Genomic DNA, 18,123 nt, shown 5'->3' on the forward strand with positions numbered 1-18,123 from the left:
GAGTTCGGCTTCGCGCCGTTTTCTTGTCGGTATCGATCGCTACGCTGGTTTGGGTCGAGTTCCTCGGGCAGCGGAGGCTTCATGGCAGCGGAGGCTTGCATGGCGGTCACACTCGAACAGCAGGGGTCCACCGGCCGGGTCGATCCCGCGACGTTGTCCTCCCGCGCGGCCGCCGAGGCCTTCGTCGGCGGCGTGTGTTTCAAGCTCGGGCCACCCGCGTTGATCGGCGCCGAACTCGAGTGGCTCACCGTGCAGGGTGGGCCGTCGGCGTCCGCCACCGTTGCGGCACCACGTCCGCAACTGTCCGCCCTAGCCGCCGCCCTCGGACCGCACGCCCCGCGGTCCATCGCCCCCGACTCGCCCGCGCTGCCGCTGCCCGGCGGCAGCAGGATCACCGTCGAACCCGGTGGTCAGATCGAATTGTCCAGCGCGCCGTATGCCGAGGCCGCCGAACTGTGCGCCCGCCTGCGCGAAGACGCGATCGTGCTGCGCGAGATGCTGGCCGCCGCCGCGATCCGGCCGCTCGCCCTCGCCGCCGACGCCGACCGCCGCGCCAAACGCCTGCTCCGCTCGCCCCGATACCGGGCGATGGAGCAGTCCTTCGCCGGCATCGGCCCGTTCGGCAAGCTGATGATGTGCAATACGGCCGCCACGCAGGTCAGCGTGGACGCCGGGACCGACCCCGCCGAGGTCCGGGCCCGCTGGACCGCCCTGTACACGATGGGCCCCGCACTGGTCGCCGCGTTCGCCTGCTCACCGGCGCTGCGCGGCGCGCCGCCGGGGCGGTGGGCCTCCCAGCGGATGCGGACCTGGCTGCGCCTGGACACCCTGCGTACCCGGCCACCGGTCGCGGACTGGGCGGACCCGATCACCGGCTACGCGCGGTGGGCGCTGGACGTGCCGCTGTTGTGCGTGCGCTCGGTCGACGGCACGACGACCTGCGCCGGTGACCCGGGCGAGAACTGGACCGCGCCGCCGGGCGCGACCTTCGCCGACTGGATGGCGGGCGCGCTGGACGACGAGATCGGCCGCCGCCCCGATCCTGCCGATCTCGCCTACCACCTGACCACCTTGTTCCCGCCGGTCCGCCCGTCCGGGCATCTCGAGGTGCGCTACCTCGACGCCCAGCCGGGGGAGGACTGGACGGTGCCGATCCACACCTTCGACGCCCTGCTCGCGCACCCGGCCGTGGTCGCCGAGGCGACCGCGCTGGCCGCGCCGCTGGCCGACCAGTGGTCCCAGGCCGCGCGCTGCGGGCTCGCCGACGGCGTCGTGCGCACCGTCGCCGCCGAACTGCTCGACCTGGCGGCCGCGCATGCCCGCACGCCCGAGGCGGGCGCCGAGCTCGACCGCGCCGCGCGCCGCTGCCGGGCCGGGCGCACCCCCACCGAGGAACCCGCGCGCGTGCATTCCTGACCGACCGTCCCGCCGACCGATCCGCCGCGAGCCCGCTCGCGACCCTTCTCCCCGGGAGAGCGTTACCGTGACGAAGTCCTTCGCCCCCTCCGACCATTCCGCCACCGACCGGCTGCGCGAGCGGATCGCCGAGGTGCTCACCACCGCCCGAGCCCGCACCACCGCCCTCACCGCGGCCGTCGACGAGGCCGATCTCGTCGCCCAGCACTCGCCGCTGATGAGCCCGCTGGTCTGGGATCTCGCGCACATCGGCAATCAGGAGGAGCTGTGGCTGGTGCGCGATGTGGGTGGGCGTGAGCCGGTGCGCGCCGACATCGACGAGCTCTACGACGCGTTCAAACACGCGCGCAAGGACCGCCCGGCCCTGCCGTTGCTGAATCCCGCCGAAGCCCGCGGTTACGTCGGCACGGTGCGGGAGAAGGTGTGGGACGTGCTCGAGCGCAGCGCGCTGCGCGGCAGCAGGCTGGTCGAGGACGGCTTCGCCTTCGGCATGATCGCCCAGCACGAACAGCAACACGACGAGACCATGCTGGCCACCCACCAACTGCGCGCCGGCGAGCCGGTGCTGTCGGCCGCCGCGCCGCCGCCCGCCCGCGTCCGGGTGAGCGGCGAGGTGATCGTGCCCGGCGGCGAATTCACCATGGGCACCTCCGCCGACCCGTGGGCGCTGGACAACGAACGGCCCGCGCACCCGGTGCACGTGCCCGCCTTCGCCATCGACGCCGCGCCGGTGACGAACGAGCAGTACCTCGCGTTCCTCGAGGACGGCGGCTACGAACGGCCCGAGCTGTGGTCCGAACGCGGCTGGGCGCACCGGGTCTCGGCCGGTCTCACCGCGCCCCGGTTCTGGGAGCGCGACGGTGACGGTCGATGGTGGCGCCGGGTGTTCGGCGTGTTGTCGCCGGTGCGGCCGCGGCAGCCGGTGGTGCACGTGTGCTGGTTCGAGGCCGAGGCGTATGCCAGGTGGGCGGGCAAACGGCTGCCCACCGAGGCCGAATGGGAGAAGGCGGCGCGGTTCGATCCGGTGACCGGCGGCTCGCGCCGCTACCCGTGGGGCGAGGACGAACCCGACGACACCAGAGCCAATCTCGGGCAACGTCACCTCGAGCCCGCCGAGGTCGGCGCCTATCCCGCGGGCGTCTCCGCCACCGGCGCGCACCAGCTGATCGGCGATGTCTGGGAGTGGACGTCCTCGGGCTTCGATCCCTACCCCGGCTTCCGCGCCTTCCCCTACCGCGAGTACTCCGAGGTTTTCTTCGGTGGTGACTACCGGGTGCTGCGCGGCGGCTCGTTCGGCACCGACCCGGTCGCCTGCCGCGGCACCTTCCGCAACTGGGACCACCCGATCCGCAGGCAGATCTTCGCCGGATTCCGGCTCGCGCGCGACCTGCGAGCGGACGAACGCTGATGTGCCGTCATCTCGGCTACGTGGGTGCGCCGGTCGCCGTCGGCGAACTGCTCACCCGGGGCACGCATTCGCTGCGCGAGCAGTCCTGGGCGCCGCGGGAGATGCGCGGCGGCGGCACCATCAACGCCGACGGTTTCGGCGCGGCGTGGTGGCGCCCCGCCACCGACGGCGTGGCCGTGAGCCGCTATCGCAACCGGGAACCGATCTGGAGCGACCCGGCGGTGACCGAAGTGCTCGGCCAGCTGGTCTCCCCGGCCGTACTGGGTTCGGTGCGGTCGGCGACGGTCGGTATGCCCATCGAGCGCAGCGCCTGCGCACCGTTCACCACCGGCCGCTGGGCATTCAGCCACAACGGTGTGGTGCCGCGCTGGCGGCAGGTGCTCAGCGCGGTCTCCGCCGACCTGGACGTGGCGGCGACCCGTTCGGGGGCGACGCGGCTGTTCGAGACGGCTCGCCTGCTCGACGCCGAGGCGGCGACCGACGCCGCCACGCTGTGGGTGCTGCTGGCCGACCTGATCGCCTCCGCCGAATCCGGCGGGTACGGCGACGACCCCGAGACCGCCGTGCGGCTGCTGGTCGAAGCGGTGCTGCGGCACGAACCGGCCGCGCGGCTGAACTTCCTGCTCTGCGACGGCACCCGGCTGCTCGCCACCACCGTCTACCACTCGCTGTCGGCGCTGGTCACCGACGAGTTCGCGATCCTGTCCTCCGAGCCCTACGACGACGACCCGCGCTGGCAGCCGATCCCCGATCACTGCCTGGTCCGGGCGGAGCCGGGCCGGCTCGCCGTCGAACCACTCACCGGCGTCCCCGCCGCGCACACCGAAAGGCCGCTCGCATGACCGCACCGACCCTGGAAGTGCACCTCACCGACGCCGATCTCACCGCCGCGTTGCGCGCCGACGCCGAACGCGGCCTCACCGCACAGCCGAAATCGTTGCCGCCCAAGTGGTTCTACGATGCCCGCGGCAGCGAGCTGTTCGAACGGATCACCGAGCTGCCGGAGTACTACCCGACCCGCACCGAGCGGGCACTGCTCGAGCGCGTCGTCGACGAGATCGCCCGGCTCGCGCAGGCCGAGATCCTGGTGGAACTCGGGGCAGGCTCGGCGGCCAAGACCCGGCTGCTGCTGCACGCGCTCACCGGCGCCGGACCGCTGCGCACCTACGTGCCGCAGGACGTGTCCTCGGCGGCGCTGCGGGCCGCGGCGGCGGAGGTGGCCGCCGACTTCCCCGGCCTGGCCGTGCACGGGGTGGTCAGCGACTTCACCGACACCCTGCACAACCTGCCGCGCGGCGGCAGACGGATGATCGCCTTCCTCGGCGGCACCATCGGCAATCTCGTCCCCGCCGAACGCGCCGAATTCCTGACCGGCATCCACGACGTGCTCGAACCGGGGGAGCGGCTGCTGCTCGGCGCGGGCCTGGTGATCGACCCGGCCGTGCTCGTGCCCGCCTACGACGACGCCGCCGGCGTCACCGCCGAGTTCAACCGCAACGTGCTGCACGTGCTCAACCACCGGCTGCGCGCCGACTTCGTGCCCGAGGACTTCGCGCACGTCGCGCTGTGGGACGCCGAGCACGAGTGGATCGAGATGCGGCTGGCGGCGACCCGCGACATGACGGTCACCGTCGCCGACCTCGGGCTCACGGTGTCGTTCGCCCGCGGCGAGCAGATGCGCACCGAGATCTCCGCCAAGTTCCGCGTCCCCGGCCTGTCGGCCGAGCTGGCGGCCGCCGGATTCCGTGCCGAACAGGTGTGGACCGACCCCGACGAGCGGTTCGCGCTGGTACTCGCGACGCGGGTGTGAACGAGACGGCTCACTCCCTCACGCGTTGGCCGGCCCGACCACGGCGGTGAGCCACTCCACCAGCGGTCGCAAGGCTTCCCAGGCCGCGCGCACCTCGTCGGCGGCGCGTGGCGTGGGCAGCCAGTCGGGTGCGCCGAACTCGCGCGAGCAGGTCAGCGATTTGTGCCGCAGCAGGGCGATCCGCGGATGGTCGGCGTCGTAGCCCTTGGGCTTGGTCTTGAGCACCTCGCCGCCGACGGTGAAGCCGGCGTCGGTCACGGCGGCGAGCACGGACTCGAGCTCGGCACCGCGGACCTCGTCGTCGATCGCGCGGCGCAGCAGCGCCACCTGCGCACCCGACCCGCTGTAGAAGCCGCCGCCGACGAACAGGCCCGGCGCCCCGATCTGCACGTACCAGCCGACGCCCGGGGCGGTTCCGACCACCGCGCCCTGGGCGGTCTTGTAGGGCGACTTGTCCTTGGCGAAGCGGACGTCGCGATAGGGGCGGAAGATCTTCGCCGGGCCGAAATCGTCCTCGAGTTCGGCGGTCAGCGCCGTCATCGGCTCGCGCACCGCCTGCTCGTAGACGTGTTTGTGCGCGGTCCAGAACGCCTTGGAGTTGTCGGCCTCCAGGTCCTCGTAGAAATCCAGTCCCGCCAGCGGGAAACCACCGAATCCAGCCATGCGCCGACCTTACGGCGACGGTCCGGGTCAGCTCTGGTCGGGCATCATGTCGGTGTTGAAGAACGCCAACCCGGCGACGAGACCGACGACCAATGCCACGGCGGAGGCGATCGCGGCCCACTTGCCCAACCGTTCCCCCTTGCCGTGCCCGATCACGCCGAGCACGATGCCGACCGGGCCGAACAGGATCGGGCAGAAGAACAGCGCGACCGCCGCGCACACGAACCCGACGATGGACATGGTCTGCGGGCCCTGATGCTGCTCCGGCTCGTCGGTGCCGTAGGTCTGGTACTGCGGCGGGTACGCCGGATGGCCGCCCTGGTCCGGTCCGGGCGGGGGCGGGTACCCGCCCGGACCGGGCTGCCCGCCACCCTGGCCCGGATAGCCGGCGCCGGGCGCGGTGCCGTAGGTCGGGTCGCCGGCGGGGTAGTGCGCGCCGCCGCCCGGGTACGGCGGGATCTCGCTCGGATACGAGGTGGTCTCGGTGGGTTCGCCCCAGCTGGGCCGGTTGGGCGGCGGGGCCGACCCGGGCGTGGCGGGGGTGTCGGCGCCGGACGCGCCGCCCGCCGGGTCGTCGGCCGGTGGGGGCCGCCCGCGGGGGAGGCGCCGCCGGTCGAACCGCTGTCCTTCGGCGGCTGCTGCGGATCGTCGGGGTTCTTCGGATTGGTCATCGACGCCCTCCTGGTCGTGTCGGCCTCACCAACGCTGCGGGTACCACCTCACACGCTTCTGTACCGCCGGACCGCGCCCCGGGCCCGGCGCAGACGACGACGGATCAGAGATCGGAGTCGTCGACGATCTCGACCGCCTGCACTTCGGCGGGGCGCTCGTCCTCCTCGGCGTCCTCGGCGCGCTGGGCGCGGGGACTCCACTCCTCGCGGAGTTCGGCGTCGATGCCGAGCCTGCCGTCGTCGTCGTTCTCCCGGTAGCGGATGCGCTCGTCGGCGGGCCGATCCTCGATCCCGTGCTGGTAGGCCCGGATCTCGTCGGCCTGCTCGTCGTCGCCCATGTCCCGGTCCAGTGGTTCACGGCTCATGAACCCCAGTATCGTCGCGTCGGCGTCGCGGCGTGCGGAACCGGCGCCGGGGATTCGCGGACGGATCAGCTCGACCAGAACGCCAGACCGAAGCTGCCCGCCAGGAAGATCAGCAACACCAACAGCAAGGCGAACACCACGATGTTGGCGATGGTGGCGGCCATGCCCAGCGATTCACCCCGGCGCTGCCCGAGCACGCCGAGGGTGATCCCCACCGGCCCGATGACCAGGATCGGGAAACCACAGAACAGGAACACCGACGCCAGCCCGGCCGCGACGCACGAGAAGCTGATGATCGAGTAGATCTGCGTCTGCGTCGGCTCGTACCCGGCCGGGCCGAGCCTGCCGGGTGGCGTGTACACCGGTGACGGGTAGGTACCCGGCCCCGGGCGACCGAACGGACCGGGCGGCGGCGCGGCGGCGGGACCGAACCGCGGCCCCGGGTAGCCGCCGGGCGGAGGATACGAGCCGGGAACTCCGGACGCATGGATTCGGCTCTCCCATGCCTACCACGCGGACGAGCCGCGTGCCCATCCCAGAACGCTGGGAGCGGCCGAACGAGCGACGGCTCAGGCGTTGCCGTTGAAAAGCCCGGTGACCGAACCGTTCTCGAAGACCTCGCGGATGGTGCGGGCCAGCAGCGGCGCGATGGACAGCACCGTCAGCTGCGGGAACTTCTTGTCCTCGGTGATCGGCAGGGTGTTGGTGACCACGACCTCGCGGGCGCCGCAGGCGGCCAGCCGCTCGGCGGCCGGCGAGGACAGCACACCGTGGGTGGCGGCGATGACCACGTCGCCCGCGCCCGCCTCGCGCAGCACCCGCACGGCCTCGGCGATGGTGCCGCCGGTGTCGATCATGTCGTCGATCAGGATGCAGGTGCGCCCGTCGACGTCACCGACCGGACGGTGCGACTTCACCTGGTTGGGCACCAGCGGGTCGCGGGTCTTGTGGATGAACGCCACCGGCGCGCCCTCGAGGGCGTTGGCCCACTTCTCGGCCACCTTCACGCGACCGGCGTCGGGGGAGACGACGGTGATGTTCTCCATGCTGTAGTTCGACCGCACGTGCTCGGAGAGCTGGAACAGCGCGTGCATGTGATCGACCGGACCGTCGAAGAAGCCCTGAATCTGGTCGGTGTGCAGGTCGACGGTGATGATGCGGTCCGCGCCCGCGGTCTTGAGCAGGTCGGCGACCAGGCGGGCGGAGATGGGCTCGCGGCCGCGGTGCTTCTTGTCCTGCCGGCCGTAGGGGTAGAACGGCAGCACCGCGGTGATCCGCTTGGCCGAACCGCGCTTGAGCGCGTCGATCATGATGAGCTGTTCCATCAGGTGCTGGTTCACCGGGGCGGGGAAGCTCTGCAGCACGAAGGCGTCCGAGCCGCGCACCGACTCCTCGAACCGCACGAAGGTCTCACCGTTGGCGAAATCGCGGGCGGTCTGCGGGGTGACGTGGACGTCGAGTTCCTTGGCGACCTGCTCGGCCAGCTCAGGATGGGCGCGTCCGGAGAAGAGCATCAGGTTCTTCTGGTTCTCGATCCATGATGCGGTCACTACTGTTCGCCATCCTTTTGCTCTGTTGCCTGACTCGACTTCTCGTCGGCCGCGAGGGCCTGCGCCGCCGCGGTCGCCGCCGCGGTTCCCGGCCGGTGCCGCTGCACCCAGTTCTCGATGTTCTTCTGCGGCCCACCCGACACCGCGAGCGCACCGGGCGGAACGTTTCTGCGCAGTACAGTACCCGCTGCCGTATACGCGCCGTCACCCACGGTCACCGGCGCGACGAACATCGTGTCGCTGCCGGTGCGCACGTGCGAACCGACCACGGTGTGGTGTTTCTTCACCCCGTCGTAGTTGACGAACACACTGGACGCGCCGATGTTGCTGTGCTCACCGATGGTGGCGTCGCCGACGTAGGTCAGGTGCGGCACCTTCGAGTGCGCGCCGATGTCGGCGTTCTTGGTCTCGACGAACGCGCCGAGCTTGCCCGCCTCACCGAGGATGGTGCCGGGGCGCAGGTAGGCGAACGGCCCGACGGAGGCGTTCGGGCCGATGGTGGCGCCCTCGCCGTGCGTGCGCACCACCTTGGCGCCGTCGCCGACCCGCACGTCGGTGAGGGTGCTGTCCGGGCCGATCTCGGCGTCCTCACCGATCACGGTGCTGCCGAGCAACTGCACGCCGGGGCGGAGCACGGCGTCCCTGCCGATGCGCACACCGGCGTCCACCCAGGTGGAGGCCGGGTCGATGATGGTGACCCCGGCGCGCATGTGGCGCTCGAGGATGTAGCGGTTCATCGTGCGGGTCGCGATCGACAGCTGCACCCGGTCGTTGACGCCGGTCACCTTGGCCGCGTCCAGCAGCCGCGCGCCGTGCACCGGATGCCCGGCCTCGCGCGCCAGGCGCAGCACGTCGGTCAGGTACAGCTCGTGCTGGGCGTTGGCGGTGGACAACCGGCCGATCATGGCGCGCAGGACGGTGGCGTCGAAGGCGTAGACACCCGAGTTGACCTCGGTGATGGCGGCCTGCTCCGGGGTGGCGTCGGCGTGTTCGACGATCTCCACCACCTGGCCGTCGGCGTCGCGGACGATGCGCCCGTAGCCGTTGGGGTCGTCGGGAACGAAGGTCAGCACGGTCACCGCGGACCGCTCCTGGTAGCTGCGGTGCTCGTCGAGCAGGGCGCCCAGGGTGTGCCCGTCCAGCAGCGGCACGTCGGCCGAGGTGACCAGCAGGTCACCGGCGAAGTCGGCGGGCAGCGCCCGCAGCGCGCACTGCACGGCGTGGCCGGTGCCGAGCTGCTGTTCCTGCAGGGCGGGGACGATCTCGCGGCCCAGTTCCCCGGCGACCGCGGCGACCGCGGCGCCGACCTGTTCCCGGTCGTGGCCGACCACCGTGATCAGATGGGTCGGGTCGATCTCGTTCGCGGCATGCAGCGCGTGGGCGAGCATGCTCCGACCGGCAAGCGAATGCAGCACTTTGGGGGTCTTCGACCGCATTCGCGTCCCGGCTCCGGCGGCGAGAACGACGACGGCGGTCTGCTGTGGCATGGATCTCCCTCGGCTGCCTGTCATCGTGCTTGCGTGTGCTTGGTCAGCGATGTGCGGGGCCAACGATAGTCACGGTGCCGGTGTGCTCCGCCGCCAGGACTCGAACCTGAACTATCTGAACCAAAATCAGAGGTGCTGCCATTACACCACGGCGGACCGTCACACCGGCGGATGCTGGCGTACCCGCCGCTGTGCCTCGGCACGGGATGAATACTCGCACGAGAACCCGCCCCGCGTCGAACCGCCGCACGGAGCGTGGAGTACCCGGCGGGGCGGCCGGGGACACCTCGGTGGGGGCGGTAGTGTCGACGGGCAGCCAGGACCGGCGAGCCCGCCGGTCGGCCACCGGACGCGAAAAGAGGGGACGAGTGTCTTCGGGTGAGCCGCACCGGGTGTCCCGACCGCGGATGACAGGGACCCAACGGCGTCAGCAACTCATCGAGATCGGCCGCGCCCTGTTCGCCGAGCGGGGCTACGACGCGACCTCCATCGAGGAGATCGCGCAGCGGGCCCAGGTGTCCAAACCCGTGGTGTACGAACACTTCGGCGGCAAGGAGGGCCTCTACGCGGTGGTCGTGGACCGCGAGATGTCGATGCTGCTGGACATGATCACCTCCTCGCTCACCCAGAACCGGTCCCGGGTGCGGCTCGAGCAGGTGGCGCTGGCGCTGCTCACCTATATCGAGGAACGCACCGACGGCTTCCGCATCCTGGTGCGGGACCAGGCCGCCACCGCCACCGCCGAGGAGAGCCGCTATTCGAGCCTGCTCAACGAGGCCGTCAACCAGGTCGCGCACATCCTGGCCGGTGATTTCGGCCGCCGCGGTTTCGACACCAGCCTGGCCACCCTCTACGCTCAGGCACTCGTCGGCATGGTCTCCACCGCCGCGACCTGGTGGCTCGACGTGCGGGTCCCGTCGAAGGAAGTGGTGGCCGCGCACCTGGTGAACCTGTGCTGGAACGGTCTGAGCCACCTCGAGGCCGACCCCGGGCTCAGTTCCGAATGGCCCACCGGAGCGGCGGCGGACTGACCGGACGGTGATAACCAGCGAATTGCGATGTGGGTCCGGACGGATGCTCGAATTGGTCGTCGGGCGTTCGCCTGGTGGTACGGTTCACCCATCCTCTGGGTGCTGTTCGGGCGGTATGTCGGTCTACTTCGGGATGTCGGTCTACTTCAGGATGGCTGGTTTCAGGAATGACAGGCGGATCTGATGGCTAGGCAAGCGCGCGCGGAGATCACCCGCGATTCCGTCCTGGCGGGCGCTGCCGATGTCTTTCTGCGCTTGGGTTACGCGAACGCGAGCCTCAGCGAGATCATCGCGCAGTCCAATGTCACCAAGGGCGCCTTGTACTTTCACTTCGGTTCGAAGGAAGAACTGGCCCGTGCGGTCGTCGACCAGGGCAACGAGCGGCTGATCAGCTCCTGCCAGGGATTCTTCGATCCCCGGGTGCCCGCGCTGGAAGCCTGCATCGGCATCACCTACGTCGTGGCCGATCTGTCCATGAACGACCCGATGGTGGGCGCGATGCTCAAGCTCACCCACCAGATCGGCGACTACCGGGGCGCGCAGGGCGACAACATCTCCAAGACCTGGGGCGAGACCTACCGGCTGCTCGCCGAGCGGGCCATCGCCCAGGGCGACCTCGAGCCCGATCTCGACCCGGAGGTGGTCGGGCTGCTGCTGCACGAGGTGACCGCCGGTGTGCACATCGTCGCGGTCGGCACCGAATCGATCGACCAGATGGCCACCCGGATGGAACGGGCCTGGCACTACCTGCTGCCCGCCCTGGTTCCGGCCGAGAAGCTGTCGTACTTCCGGGAATTCGCCGCGCGACGGTTGCGGCGCTACGTCCCCTGAGCCGCCGCGGACCCGCAGGCCGGGCAGGCGCGGAGACGCCGCGTGCGACGCGGACGGTGGGGGAGCGGGGTGGCAAGGGGGCCGGGGGCGGTGATTAGACTCGGTTGGCTGTCCATGCGCCCGCCCTGAGTTCAGGAGTCCTCGATGTCCTCCTCTCGTCCACCGCTCGCGGGACTGGCCGCGGTGGCCGGTGCCGATGCCGCGCTGCGGACCGTCGCCGACCTGGTCGGCACCACCACGGTCGACATGGTGGCGCCGGCGGCGGCCCGGTCGTTCGTGGCCGCGACGGTGGCCGGGAAGCGGCCGGTCGTGGTGGTGACGGCCACCGGGCGCGAGGCCGACGACCTGACCGTCGAGCTGACCGAGATCCTGGGCGATTCGGTGGCCCAGTTCCCGTCCTGGGAGACGCTGCCGCACGAGCGGCTCTCGCCGAGCGCCGACACCGTCGGCCGCAGGCTCGCGGTGCTGCGCAGGCTCGCGCACCCGGACGATCCGGTCTTCCCGGTGCCGCTGCGGGTGGTGGTGACCACCGTGCGGTCGCTGATGCAGCCGATGGCGGCGGGTCTGGGCGACATCGAACCGATCGTGCTGCGCGAGGGCGCCGAACTGGACTTCGACGACCTGCTGACCCGGCTGGTCGAGTTCGCCTACACCCGGGTCGACATGGTCGGCAAGCGCGGCGAGTTCGCGGTGCGCGGCGGCATCCTCGATCTGTTCCCGCCCACCGCCGACCACCCGGTGCGCGTCGAGTTCTGGGGTGACGAGGTCACCCAGGTGCGCGCGTTCGCGGTGGCCGACCAGCGCTCGCTGCCCGAGATCGAGATCGACACCGTGGTCGCCACGCCCTGCCGGGAGCTGCTGCTCACCGCGCCGGTGCGCGAGCGCGCCGCCCAGGTCGCCGCGGCCAACGCCGCCGACGCGGCGCTGGTGGAGATGCTGGACAAGCTCGCCGAGGGCATCCCCGTGGAGGGCATGGAGGCGCTGCTGCCGGTGCTGCAACCCGGCGAGCTGACCCTGCTCACCGAGCAGCTCGCGGCGGGCACGCACGTGCTGCTGTGCGATCCGGAGAAGATCCGCACCCGTGCCGCCGACCTGGTGCGCACCGGCGCGGAGTTCCTGGAGGCCTCCTGGACGGCCGCCTCCTTCGGCGCCGACGCGCCGCTGGGCGGCAACGGCCTGGACCTGGCCGCCTCCTCCTACCGCGCGCTGCCGCAGATCCGCGAGGACGCCGACCGGCACGGGCTGGCCTGGTGGACGCTGAGCCCGCTGGCCTCCGGTGACCCGGCCGAGGTGGTGCTGCCGCTGCAGCAGGCGCCGACCGCGCGCGGCTCCGACGAGCTGGTGGCGACCATCTTCGCGTCGCTGCGCGCGCACGTCACCACCGGCGGCCGCGCCGTGGTGGTGGTCGCCGGACACGGCACCGCGCAGCGCGTGCTCGAACGGCTGGCCGACGCGGAGGTACCGGCCACCGCGCTGACGGCGGGCGCCGAGCCCGCACCGGGCGTGGTCGGCGTGCTGTGCGGCACCCTGCACGACGGCGTGGTCTTCGCCGACGCCGCCCTGGTGGTGGTCGCCGAATCGGATCTGACCGGCAACCGCGTCACCGCGCCCGGGGAGGGCAAGCGGCTGCCCGCCAAGCGCCGCAACCAGGTCGATCCGCTGGCGCTGAGCGCCGGCGACATGGTGGTGCACGACCAGCACGGCATCGGCCGGTTCGTGGAGATGATCGAGCGCACCGTGGGTGGCGCGCGCCGGGAGTACCTGGTCATCGAGTACGCGCCGAGCAAGCGCGGCCAGCCGGGCGACCGGCTGTTCGTGCCGATGGAGTCGCTGGACCAGCTCTCCCGCTACGTCGGCGGCGAGATGCCGAGCCTGTCCAAACTGGGCGGGTCGGACTGGGCCAACACCAAACGCAAGGCGCGCAAGGCGGTTCGCGAGATCGCCGGTGAGCTGGTGCAGCTCTACGCCGCCCGCCAGGCCGCCCCCGGCCACGCCTTCGGCCCGGACACTCCGTGGCAGAAGGAGATGGAGGACGCCTTCGCCTTCACCGAGACCGTCGACCAGATGACCGCCATCGCCGAGGTGAAGGCGGACATGGAGAAGCCGGTGCCGATGGACCGCGTGGTGTGCGGCGACGTCGGCTACGGCAAGACCGAGATCGCGGTGCGCGCGGCGTTCAAGGCCGTCCAGGACGGCAAGCAGGTGGTCGTGCTGGTGCCGACCACGCTGCTGGCCCAGCAGCATCTGCAGACCTTCACCGAGCGGGTCGCCGGTTTCCCGGTCACGGTGAAGGGCCTGTCCCGCTTCACCGACCCGGCCGAATCGCGCGCGGTGCTCGAGGGCATGGCCGACGGCAGCGTCGACATCGTCGTCGGCACCCACCGCCTGCTGCAGACCGGTGTGCGCTGGAAGGACCTCGGCCTGGTCATCGTGGACGAGGAGCAGCGCTTTGGCGTCGAGCACAAGGAACACATCAAGGCGCTGCGCACCCACGTCGACGTGCTGACCATGTCGGCGACGCCGATCCCGCGCACCCTGGAGATGAGCCTGGCCGGTATCCGCGAGATGTCGACCATCCTCACCCCGCCCGAGGAACGTCACCCGGTGCTCACCTACGTCGGCGCCTACAACGACAAGCAGGTCACCGCCGCGATCCGCCGTGAGCTGCTGCGCGACGGCCAGGTGTTCTACGTGCACAACCGAGTGTCCTCGATCGACAAGGCGGCCAAGCGGATTCGCGATCTGGTGCCGGAGGCGCGGGTGGTGGTCGCCCACGGGCAGATGAACGAGGACACCCTCGAGCGCACCGTGCAGGGTTTCTGGCAGCGCGAATACGACGTGCTGGTCTGCACCACCATCATCGAGACCGGCCTGGACATCTCCAACGCCAACACCCTCATCGTGGAGCGCGCCGACACCCTCGGCCTGTCCCAGCTGCACCAGCTGCGCGGCCGGGTCGGCCGGTCGCGGGAGCGCGGCTACGCCTACTTCCTCTACCCGCCGGAGAAGCCGCTCACCGAGACCGCCTACGACCGGCTGGCCACCATCGCGCAGAACTCCGATCTGGGCGCGGGCATGGCCGTGGCGATGAAGGACCTCGAGATCCGCGGCGCGGGCAACGTGCTCGGCGCCGAACAGTCCGGCCATGTCGCCGGTGTCGGGTTCGACCTCTACGTCCGGCTGGTCGGCGAGGCGGTGGAGGCCTACCGGGCCGCCGCCGACGGCAAGCCGATCACCACCGAGGAGGTCAAGGAGGTACGCATCGACCTGCCCGTCGACGCGCACATCCCGCCCGACTACGTCGCCAGCGACCGGCTGCGGCTGGAGGCCTACCGCAAACTGGCCGCCGCGCAGGATGATTCGGCGCTGGCGTCGGTGGTGGAGGAACTCGTCGACCGCTACGGGCCGCTGCCGGTGGAGGTCGGCAGGCTGGTGTCGGTGGCCAAGCTGCGGCTGCTGGCCCGCGAATACGGCATCACCGAGATCGCGGTCACCGGGACCACGCTCAAGATCTCCCCGCTGCTGAACCTGCCCGACTCCAAGCAGCTGCGCCTCAAGCGGCTCTACCCGAGCGCCGGCTACAAGGCGGCCAGCGGTGTGGTCCAGCTGCCGCTGCCGCGGGTGGAGGACAGCGTGGGCGCCGAGCGGGTGCGCGATGTGCAGCTGCTCCAGTTCGTCGCCGATCTGCTGCTGGCACTGGACGGCAAGGCGCAGGGCGCGGTGGACCTGACGGTGGCGACCGAGGCCACGGCGCACCGATGAGCACCGAACGCGCCGACGTCGACCTGGTGTCCGCGGGGCTCGCGGGCGCCGTCGAGGTGATGGACCGGCTGTGGAGCTTCGGCGGCTGGGAGGTCACCCAGACCCACGACTCGCTGCGCCCGTACCTGCTCGAGGAAACCTATGAACTGCTCGACGCCATCGGCCACGGCGACGCCGAGACCATCAAGGAGGAACTGGGTGATCTGCTGTTGCAGGTGCTGTTCCACTCCCGGATCGCCGAGGCCGCGGGCGAATTCACCGTGCACGACGTCGCCGCCGCGCTGGTCGCCAAGCTGGTGAACCGCAGCCCGCACCTGGTCGGAGCCGCCATCGACCCCGGCGCGACGCGGGAGGAGAAGATCGCCGCGCAGGAACGCGCCTGGCAGGAGCGCAAGTCCGCGGAGAAGACCCGCCGCTCCTGCCTCGACGGGATCGCGCCGGCGCAGCCCGCCCTCGCCCTCGCCGAGAAGGTCGTCGCGCGCAGCCGCGCCGCGGGGCTGCCCGACGACCTGGTGCCCGGCGAACTGCGCGTGGTCCACCTCGGTGGGCCGGAGAGCGCCGAGGAACGGTTGCGCAAGGACACGCTGGCCTTCGCCGCGCGGATTCGCGCGGCCGAGGACGCCGCCGCAGCCGAGCGCGGGGCGCGGGCGCCGCTGGCCGAGGCCGACTGGCGGCGGTACTGGCCGAGCTGAGCGGGCGGTCAGCCCGGTAGCACCGAGTCCAGGTCGGCGGCCAGCGTCCGCGCGATGCCGGTGGCGACGGTGCTCAGCTCGGCAGTCGGGACCGGCTCCGGCGCCCCGCCCTCGCGAAGCGCCGCGTCGGTGCCCACCACCGACACGGTGACGACGGCATTGCTCACCCGGAACCCGATCTGCACGGCGCCGGTCTCCGCGAACGGCGGTGTCCCGGAATAGGACTCGTCGCCGACTTCGCGGCCGCGCACACCCTCGGCACTGCCCGCCGCCACGTCGAGGTACTTCGCCGCCCCGGCGACCGGGTCGTCACCGCGTTGGACGGCGAACACCACGCTCACGATCCGGCTCAGCGCCGCCCCCGGCGCGGGCGCGGCGACCGGCCGCTGCGGATAGGCGCCCCCGCAGGCCCGAGACGGACGGTCGGGGTCCGTCGCCGCCGCGGTCTGCGGCTGCTCGAAATCGCCCTCGGTGTACAGCGCGCCCGCGAACGCCCGGATCTCCGCGACCGCCGGTGCGAGCAACCGCGCACAGGACTGCGGCACCCCACCGAACCGCGCGGGCTCCCCGCTACCGCACCCCGCCACCACCGCGGCCGACGCCACGGCGGCGACCAACGCCGCCCCGATCCGCACCCGGGCGCTCATCCCTCGTCGAGCTTCCAGTCGGCGGGCGATTCGAAGTCCGTCGAGACCGAACTGGGCCAGTGATCCTGCCCGTCGGCGCCCAGCGGGAAGGCCGGCGGATGCATGATGATGTTCCGCAGCTCGTTCGAGGCGATCACCACCTTCGACTGCAGTTCGAGGAAACTGGTGATCGTCTGGGTTGCGTGGTCGACCGCGGCGGTGATCACACCGGCCAGGCGGTCTACACCCCAGAAGGCCTCGACGACGGAGGCGATCTCGGCGATGGCCACCGCCGCTTCGGCGATCAGCACCGTCCAACGGTCCACGAAGCCCTTGTAGAAGGCCCGGCCTTCGGCGGCGAGGTTCAGCAGCTCGGTGTGGATCTTCTGCGCGATGTCCGACGTGGTCGTCATCGCGGTGCTCTGCGCCGTGCGCGAGGCCGAGAACCGCTTGTAGGCAGCTCCGTCCCAGTGGCCCTCCAGGCTGATCTCCGGCCTGTTCTGCTGGCCGTTCACCGCGCCCACCGCGTTGCCCACCGTCTGCCATTTGGCCGCGTATTCGATGAACAGGAACGGCGCCGCGATACCCTCGGCCGCTTCCTCGATCTTGTCGAACAGTTTCTTCAGGTTCTCCTGGATCCGGTCGCGCTCGTCGGTCTTCAGCCAATACATCTGCGGCCAGGCCCACTTGAGCTTGTCGAAGGCATCGTTGAGTTCGTCGGGCTTCTTGCGCCATTCGTCGGACTTGGCGTTGAAGTCTTCGACGATCTTGTCCAGGTCGGTCTTGGAAACGGGATCGCCCATCAGATCGTGAACTCCATGTCCCCGGTCAGCTCGGTGGTCGCCCGGCTCTGCCCGGCCTGTTGCTGCTCGTAGGTGTCGGCCACTTTCAGCAGTGCCGCCGCGACCTCATCGGCCTCAGTGCCACCCTCTCGCAGCCGGTCCTGCACGTATACCGCGGCGGCCGAATACGACTGCCAGGCGCCGAGGAACAACCCGAATTGGATCGCCGAGTACTTCAATTCGTCGATCGAGGTGGCGGCATTGCGCAGGCCGGTGGCGACCTCGGTGCTCCACGACCGCGAAGCACTGCGCAGCCGGTCCAGTTCGACTTTCAGATCAGCCATCAGATCTCGTTTCGCAGCAGATGGTGTTCGTGCCGGACGAGCCGTGCCATCAGCTGCTCGTCGGATTCCCGGTCCAGGTAGACGTCGTGGACGAAACGCGGCACGGCGGCCCGCACCTTGTCGCAGCAGTCCAGGATGTCCTGCGCGATGACGTTCGACTCCGTCCGCGCCGCCCAGGCGAAATCCATCGTGACCGATTGCAGGCGATGCGCGGTCGCCCTGACCGTCAGCGTCGGCTCGTCGTACTCGGTCAGGTCGGGACCGTGCATCGTGTAGGTGGCGACGCCGTAGATCCGGGCGTAGGTCGCGTTGTAGTCCTCGTAGGTGCGTTGTTGCAGCAGCAGCGGGGCGGCCTCGCGCAGGTCGGGTCGCACCTTCCGGGGACGGCTGTTCGTGGCGACAAGATGCGCCGCGTACTCGTACAGCGCGTACTCGTAAGCGTCCATGATCGAGCGCCCGTACTCGGGCGGCTCGAAGGCGTTCTTCCAGTTGCGGCTCAGTTCGATGCGCGTGGGCAGGCGGTCGGCGCCGAGCTCGACGCGGACCAGAGCGGATTTGGGCGGCGGCGCGAAGGCGGCCGCGGGGCGGTCACCGGTGGTCATGTGGTCTCCGTGGCGACGGTGCCGACGGTGCCGACGATGCGGCGGTGTCGGCGATGTGGCTGGATGGCATCGGTGATCCCCCC

General features: G+C 71.0%; 18 protein-coding genes and 1 tRNA gene. 8 read left to right on the plus strand and 11 right to left on the minus strand.

Going from position 1 to position 18,123, the window contains the following annotated elements; genetic code table 11:
• Positions 1 to 99: 99 nt before the first annotated feature.
• The 4 genes from egtA to egtD all read left to right on the plus strand — a co-directional run bounded on the left by egtA (position 100) and on the right by egtD (position 4,634).
• The gene (egtA, locus tag AMO33_RS24385) at positions 100 to 1,416 is read left to right on the plus strand and encodes an ergothioneine biosynthesis glutamate--cysteine ligase EgtA (protein WP_011211422.1); all 1,317 of its coding nucleotides are present in this window, start codon (positions 100 to 102) and stop codon (positions 1,414 to 1,416) included.
• 67 nt (positions 1,417 to 1,483) lie between these two features.
• Positions 1,484 to 2,824, plus strand: a complete 1,341-nt coding sequence (gene egtB, locus AMO33_RS24390; RefSeq protein ID WP_060594413.1) for an ergothioneine biosynthesis protein EgtB — start codon at positions 1,484 to 1,486, stop codon at positions 2,822 to 2,824.
• A complete protein-coding gene (gene egtC / locus AMO33_RS24395; RefSeq protein ID WP_011211420.1) occupies positions 2,824 to 3,666 on the plus strand; it encodes an ergothioneine biosynthesis protein EgtC in 843 nt (280 codons plus the stop codon). The genes egtB and egtC overlap by 1 nt, the downstream gene beginning before the upstream one ends.
• Positions 3,663 to 4,634, plus strand: a complete 972-nt coding sequence (egtD, locus tag AMO33_RS24400) for an L-histidine N(alpha)-methyltransferase (RefSeq protein WP_060594414.1) — start codon at positions 3,663 to 3,665, stop codon at positions 4,632 to 4,634. The genes egtC and egtD overlap by 4 nt, the downstream gene beginning before the upstream one ends.
• 18 nt (positions 4,635 to 4,652) lie before the next feature.
• Here the strand turns inward: egtD and AMO33_RS24405 are convergent, their stop codons facing one another.
• The 7 genes from AMO33_RS24405 to AMO33_RS24435 form a co-directional block, all read right to left on the minus strand.
• A complete protein-coding gene (locus AMO33_RS24405) occupies positions 4,653 to 5,297 on the minus strand; it encodes a DUF2461 domain-containing protein (RefSeq protein ID WP_060594415.1) in 645 nt (214 codons plus the stop codon).
• Between the two features lie 27 nt (positions 5,298 to 5,324).
• Complete coding sequence (locus AMO33_RS24410; protein WP_060594416.1) at positions 5,325 to 5,537, minus strand: hypothetical protein; 213 nt, start codon at positions 5,535 to 5,537, stop codon at positions 5,325 to 5,327.
• Between the two features lie 535 nt (positions 5,538 to 6,072).
• A complete protein-coding gene (locus AMO33_RS24415; protein WP_060594417.1) occupies positions 6,073 to 6,333 on the minus strand; it encodes a hypothetical protein in 261 nt (86 codons plus the stop codon).
• A gap of 65 nt (positions 6,334 to 6,398) precedes the next feature.
• Entirely contained in the window at positions 6,399 to 6,695 is a 297-nt protein-coding gene (locus AMO33_RS24420; RefSeq protein ID WP_060594418.1) for a hypothetical protein, read from the minus strand.
• Between the two features lie 207 nt (positions 6,696 to 6,902).
• Positions 6,903 to 7,847 (minus strand): ribose-phosphate diphosphokinase, encoded by a 945-nt coding sequence (locus tag AMO33_RS24425; RefSeq protein WP_220275904.1) that lies wholly within the window; start codon positions 7,845 to 7,847, stop codon positions 6,903 to 6,905.
• A 35-nt stretch (positions 7,848 to 7,882) separates the two neighbouring features.
• Positions 7,883 to 9,370: a bifunctional UDP-N-acetylglucosamine diphosphorylase/glucosamine-1-phosphate N-acetyltransferase GlmU gene (glmU, locus tag AMO33_RS24430; protein WP_011211413.1), complete on the minus strand. Its 1,488-nt coding sequence runs from the start codon at positions 9,368 to 9,370 to the stop codon at positions 7,883 to 7,885.
• An 85-nt stretch (positions 9,371 to 9,455) separates the two neighbouring features.
• A tRNA-Gln gene (locus AMO33_RS24435) sits at positions 9,456 to 9,526 on the minus strand.
• 251 nt (positions 9,527 to 9,777) lie between these two features.
• Between AMO33_RS24435 and AMO33_RS24440 the strand changes: the two genes are divergently transcribed.
• The 4 genes from AMO33_RS24440 (at position 9,778) to AMO33_RS24455 (ending at position 15,686) form a co-directional block, all read left to right on the plus strand.
• Entirely contained in the window at positions 9,778 to 10,401 is a 624-nt protein-coding gene (locus AMO33_RS24440) for a TetR/AcrR family transcriptional regulator (protein ID WP_011211412.1), read from the plus strand.
• Between the two features lie 183 nt (positions 10,402 to 10,584).
• Positions 10,585 to 11,232 carry a TetR/AcrR family transcriptional regulator gene (locus AMO33_RS24445; RefSeq protein ID WP_011211411.1) on the plus strand — a complete coding sequence of 216 codons (648 nt, stop codon included), beginning with the start codon at positions 10,585 to 10,587 and terminating at the stop codon, positions 11,230 to 11,232.
• A 144-nt stretch (positions 11,233 to 11,376) separates the two neighbouring features.
• Positions 11,377 to 14,994 (plus strand): transcription-repair coupling factor, encoded by a 3,618-nt coding sequence (gene mfd, locus AMO33_RS24450; protein ID WP_060594419.1) that lies wholly within the window; start codon positions 11,377 to 11,379, stop codon positions 14,992 to 14,994.
• Positions 14,991 to 15,686 (plus strand): MazG family protein, encoded by a 696-nt coding sequence (locus AMO33_RS24455; protein WP_060594420.1) that lies wholly within the window; start codon positions 14,991 to 14,993, stop codon positions 15,684 to 15,686. Before mfd ends, AMO33_RS24455 begins: the two co-directional genes overlap by 4 nt.
• 8 nt (positions 15,687 to 15,694) lie before the next feature.
• Here AMO33_RS24455 and AMO33_RS24460 read toward each other — a convergent pair whose 3' ends face one another.
• From AMO33_RS24460 to AMO33_RS24475, 4 genes are read right to left on the minus strand one after another with little or no spacing between them, the layout of a single operon-like run.
• The gene (locus AMO33_RS24460) at positions 15,695 to 16,333 is read right to left on the minus strand and encodes a hypothetical protein (protein ID WP_060594421.1); all 639 of its coding nucleotides are present in this window, start codon (positions 16,331 to 16,333) and stop codon (positions 15,695 to 15,697) included.
• The gene (locus AMO33_RS24465; protein ID WP_011211407.1) at positions 16,330 to 17,115 is read right to left on the minus strand and encodes a hypothetical protein; all 786 of its coding nucleotides are present in this window, start codon (positions 17,113 to 17,115) and stop codon (positions 16,330 to 16,332) included. Before AMO33_RS24465 ends, AMO33_RS24460 begins: the two co-directional genes overlap by 4 nt.
• Positions 17,115 to 17,438, minus strand: a complete 324-nt coding sequence (locus AMO33_RS24470) for a hypothetical protein (RefSeq protein WP_060594422.1) — start codon at positions 17,436 to 17,438, stop codon at positions 17,115 to 17,117. The genes AMO33_RS24465 and AMO33_RS24470 overlap by 1 nt, the downstream gene beginning before the upstream one ends.
• Entirely contained in the window at positions 17,438 to 18,040 is a 603-nt protein-coding gene (locus AMO33_RS24475) for a hypothetical protein (RefSeq protein WP_060594423.1), read from the minus strand. Before AMO33_RS24475 ends, AMO33_RS24470 begins: the two co-directional genes overlap by 1 nt.
• Positions 18,041 to 18,123 lie beyond the last annotated feature (83 nt).

The organism is Nocardia farcinica, from assembly GCF_001182745.1.
GTDB lineage: Bacteria > Actinomycetota > Actinomycetes > Mycobacteriales > Mycobacteriaceae > Nocardia > Nocardia farcinica.

Coding starts and splice junctions, on each gene's coding strand:
- egtA (WP_011211422.1), top strand. CDS start 100: ATGGCGGTCACACTCGAACAGCAGGGGTCCACCGGCCGGGTCGATCCC.
- egtC (WP_011211420.1), top strand. CDS start 2,824: ATGTGCCGTCATCTCGGCTACGTGGGTGCGCCGGTCGCCGTCGGCGAA.
- egtD (WP_060594414.1), top strand. CDS start 3,663: ATGACCGCACCGACCCTGGAAGTGCACCTCACCGACGCCGATCTCACC.
- AMO33_RS24405 (WP_060594415.1), bottom strand. CDS start 5,297: ATGGCTGGATTCGGTGGTTTCCCGCTGGCGGGACTGGATTTCTACGAG.
- AMO33_RS24410 (WP_060594416.1), bottom strand. CDS start 5,537: ATGTCCATCGTCGGGTTCGTGTGCGCGGCGGTCGCGCTGTTCTTCTGC.
- AMO33_RS24415 (WP_060594417.1), bottom strand. CDS start 6,333: ATGAGCCGTGAACCACTGGACCGGGACATGGGCGACGACGAGCAGGCC.
- AMO33_RS24425 (WP_220275904.1), bottom strand. CDS start 7,847: ATGCTCTTCTCCGGACGCGCCCATCCTGAGCTGGCCGAGCAGGTCGCC.
- glmU (WP_011211413.1), bottom strand. CDS start 9,370: ATGCCACAGCAGACCGCCGTCGTCGTTCTCGCCGCCGGAGCCGGGACG.
- AMO33_RS24440 (WP_011211412.1), top strand. CDS start 9,778: ATGACAGGGACCCAACGGCGTCAGCAACTCATCGAGATCGGCCGCGCC.
- AMO33_RS24445 (WP_011211411.1), top strand. CDS start 10,585: ATGGCTAGGCAAGCGCGCGCGGAGATCACCCGCGATTCCGTCCTGGCG.
- mfd (WP_060594419.1), top strand. CDS start 11,377: ATGTCCTCCTCTCGTCCACCGCTCGCGGGACTGGCCGCGGTGGCCGGT.
- AMO33_RS24455 (WP_060594420.1), top strand. CDS start 14,991: ATGAGCACCGAACGCGCCGACGTCGACCTGGTGTCCGCGGGGCTCGCG.
- AMO33_RS24460 (WP_060594421.1), bottom strand. CDS start 16,333: ATGAGCGCCCGGGTGCGGATCGGGGCGGCGTTGGTCGCCGCCGTGGCG.
- AMO33_RS24465 (WP_011211407.1), bottom strand. CDS start 17,115: ATGGGCGATCCCGTTTCCAAGACCGACCTGGACAAGATCGTCGAAGAC.
- AMO33_RS24470 (WP_060594422.1), bottom strand. CDS start 17,438: ATGGCTGATCTGAAAGTCGAACTGGACCGGCTGCGCAGTGCTTCGCGG.
- AMO33_RS24475 (WP_060594423.1), bottom strand. CDS start 18,040: ATGACCACCGGTGACCGCCCCGCGGCCGCCTTCGCGCCGCCGCCCAAA.